Here is a 2,441-nt window from a genome sequence, read left to right on the forward strand (position 1 = left end):
TCGAAGTGCGCGACGGCGAGCGGGTCGGCTTCAATACCTATATCTACTCTGAAAGCGAAATCGAGCGCATTGGTCGTGTCGCCTTCGAGATGGCCCAGAAGCGCGGCAAGAAGCTCTGCTCGGTGGACAAGGCCAACGTGCTGGAAGTGACGATTCTGTGGCGTGAGGTCATGGAGCGGCTGGCACCGGAATACCCAGATGTAGAGCTGTCGCACATGTACGTGGACAACGCCGCCATGCAGCTGGTGCGTGCACCGAAGCAGTTCGATGTGGTGGTCACCGGCAACATGTTTGGCGACATTCTCTCCGATGCCGCCGCCATGCTGACCGGCTCCATCGGCATGCTGCCTTCTGCATCGCTCAACGAGAGCGGGCAGGGCATGTACGAGCCTTGCCACGGCAGCGCGCCGGACATCGCAGGCCAGAACATCGCCAACCCGCTGGCCATGATGCTCTCGGTGGCCATGATGCTGCGCTACTCGCTCAATGAGCCCGCCATGGCCGAGCGCATCGAAGCGGCAGTGGGCAGCGTGCTGGACGACGGCCTGCGCACGGCGGATATCGCTTCCGAAGGCACCCGTCGGGTCTCCACGGTGGAGATGGGCGATGCGGTGCTGGCGGCCTTTGCACAACGCTCAGCCTAAGGCTTGCAAAAAGAGCTTCGCTTCGACTCATCGCAAAGCAACCAACGTCGGCTGCCCCAAGGGGTGGCCGACGTCGTGTCGGATATTTGTGTATAATACTTATCTCATTCTTGGTTGGAGGACTTCACATGTTGAAAGTCGGTTTCGTGGGATGGCGTGGCATGGTGGGCTCTGTGCTGATGCAGCGCATGCAGGAAGATGGTGATTTCAACGGCATCGAGCCGATCTTTTTCACCACTTCTCAAGTTGGCCAGCCCGGCCCCGACATCGGCGTGGACGTGCCTCCGCTGAAAGATGCGTTTGCACTGGATGACCTGAAAGCGCTGGACGTGATCATCACCTGCCAGGGCGGTGACTACACCAAGAAGGTCTACGGCGACCTGCGCAACGGCGGTTGGCAAGGCTACTGGATCGATGCCGCCAGCACCCTGCGGATGGAAGACGAAGCCACCATCATCCTCGACCCGGTGAACCGTAAGGTCATCGATGCGCAACTGGCGAAAGGTGCCAAAACCTTCGTGGGCGGCAACTGCACCGTCAGCCTGATGCTGATGGGCCTGGGCGGCCTGTTCGAGGCCGATATGGTCGAGTGGATGACCTCCATGACCTATCAGGCGGCGTCCGGCTCCGGTGCTAAGCACATGCGCGAGCTGCTCAACCAGATGGGCCACCTGCGTGATAGCGTGGCCAGCGAATTGGCCGACCCGGCCAGCGCCATTCTGGATATCGACCGCAAGGTCACTGCGGCCATGCGTGGCGGCGACTTCCCCACGGAAAACTTCACTGCGCCGCTGGCGGGCAGCCTGCTGCCGTGGATCGACACCAAGCTGGAGAGCGGCCAGAGCCGCGAAGAGTGGAAAGGCAGCGTCGAGACCAACAAGATTCTGGGACTGCAGAACAACCCGATTCCCATCGATGGCCTTTGCGTGCGTATCGGTGCCATGCGCTCCCACAGCCAGGCGTTCACCATCAAGCTGAAGCAGGATGTGCCGCTGGACGAGATCGAAGAGCGCATTGCCAAGCACAACGAGTGGGTGCGCCTGATTCCCAACGATAAGGACGCCACCGTAGCGGGCCTGACCCCGGCAGCAGCCACGGGCACGCTGCAAGTGCCGGTAGGCCGGCTACGCAAGCTGAACATGGGCGGTGAATACCTCTCGGCCTTCAGCGTGGGCGACCAGCTGCTGTGGGGGGCCGCCGAGCCGCTCAAGCGCATGCTGAAGATCCTGCGCGAGCAGTAATCCAGCGCGGGTCGTCAGGTAAACCGGTGGGAAGCTGTTCGCAGCTTCCCATTTTTTTGCCTATCGGGCGTGTCGAAGGTGCATTGGCCCAGGCGGCATGTTAAATACGTTATGATAAAAACGAATTAAGTCATTGTGATGGGTGAATGTTTCCGCACAATGTAACGCAGGGAACCGCAGGCAGTAGGGGCCGCAATGAAAAACAAGCTGGCATGGTGGTCATGGCTGCCGCTGGGCGTCGTAAGCCCGTTGGCGTTGGCCGTGGGGCTGGGGCAGGTGACGGTCAACTCACCGCTCCAGGCACCGCTGAATGCCTCCGCACCCATCGTGGATGTCTCCGAGACTGCGCTGGGCGAGATACGGGTGGAGGTCGCTGACGAAGCGGCCTTTACCGCCCGGGGGCTGGAGTGGACCCCGCTGGCGGCCAGCGTGCGCGCCGAGATCGAGCGCCTTCCCGGCGGTGCTCGGGTGGTGCTGCGCACCGAGCAGGAGGTGCTGGAGCCCTGGCTGGATCTGCTGTTGACCATCAGCGGCCCCGATGGGCGTAGCGCCGAGG

Annotated in this window: 3 protein-coding genes; all 3 read left to right on the forward strand. The window is 61.9% G+C overall.

Annotated elements, in window-relative coordinates:
- The coding region (leuB, locus tag B7L71_RS15335; RefSeq protein WP_139790152.1) for a 3-isopropylmalate dehydrogenase at nucleotides 1-644 on the forward strand (644 nt) is incomplete at its 5' end.
- Between the two features lie 128 nt (nucleotides 645-772).
- A complete protein-coding gene (gene asd / locus B7L71_RS15340) occupies nucleotides 773-1,885 on the forward strand; it encodes an aspartate-semialdehyde dehydrogenase (RefSeq protein ID WP_016914050.1) in 1,113 nt (370 codons plus the stop codon).
- A gap of 195 nt (nucleotides 1,886-2,080) precedes the next feature.
- The coding region (locus B7L71_RS17390) for a type IV pilus assembly protein FimV (protein WP_446497439.1) at nucleotides 2,081-2,441 on the forward strand (361 nt) is incomplete at its 3' end.

Source organism: Halomonas sp. BC2, assembly GCF_002078115.1.
GTDB classification, from domain to species: Bacteria; Pseudomonadota; Gammaproteobacteria; order Pseudomonadales; family Halomonadaceae; genus Vreelandella; species Vreelandella stevensii.